This is a genomic window from Bradyrhizobium sp. UFLA05-108 (assembly GCF_059803455.1).
Window position 1 is genome coordinate 1 of sequence record NZ_JBANAZ010000230.1, and the last position, 856, is coordinate 856.

Sequence of the window (856 nt, forward strand, 5' to 3'; positions counted from 1 at the left end):
CGACAACGGCGCCACCGTTCGTTTCAGCTCCAGCTGGGGCGACGGCGAGATCGAAAGCCGCCTGATGGGCGCTTTCAACGTCAGCAACCTGCTGTTGGCCTTGGCCACGCTGCTGTCGCTGGGCTATCCGCTGGAGGCGCTGGTGGAAACCGGCAGCCGCCTGCAGCCGGTCTGCGGCCGCATGGAAGTGTTTAACGCGCCGGGCAAACCGACGGTGGTGGTGGATTACGCCCACACGCCGGATGCGCTGGAGAAAGCGCTGGAAGCCGCGCGCCTGCACTGCCAGGGGCAGCTGTGGTGCGTCTTCGGATGCGGCGGCGATCGCGACAAGGGCAAGCGTCCGCTGATGGGCGGTATTGCCGAGCAGTTCGCCGATCGCGTGGTGATCACCGATGACAACCCGCGTACCGAAGAGCCGCGCGCAATTATCAACGACATCCTGACCGGATTGCTGGACGCCGGGCAGGCGCTGGTGATCCACGGCCGCGCCGAAGCGGTAACCAGCGCCATCATGCAAGCGCAGGCGCAGGATGTGGTGTTGGTGGCGGGCAAGGGCCATGAAGATTATCAGCTGGTGGGCAACCGCCGCCTGGATTACTCCGACCGCACGACGGTCGCCCGACTGCTGGGGGTGCTGGCATGATCCCTGTCTCTCTTCAGACACTGGCTGAGGTATTGAGCGCTGAACCGATCGGCGCCGATTGCCAAATTGTCGAGGTGACGACAGACACCCGCAAGGTGACCGCCGGTTGCCTGTTTGTGGCGCTGAAAGGTGAGCGTTTCGACGCTCACGACTTCCCGGCGGATGCCGTAGCCGCAGGCGCCGGGGCGTTGCTGGTCAGTAAGCGCTTATTGG

Annotated in this window: 2 protein-coding genes; both read left to right on the top strand. The window is 64.7% G+C overall.

Annotation, left to right across the window (positions count from 1 at the left end; all coding sequences use genetic code 11):
- Nucleotides 1-643, top strand: a 643-nt coding sequence (locus tag SO140_RS46170) for a Mur ligase family protein (RefSeq protein ID WP_498544232.1), incomplete at its 5' end; no start/stop codon positions are given.
- On the top strand, nucleotides 640-856 hold a 217-nt coding region (locus SO140_RS46175; protein WP_498544233.1), incomplete at its 3' end, for a Mur ligase domain-containing protein. The genes SO140_RS46170 and SO140_RS46175, both read left to right, overlap by 4 nt.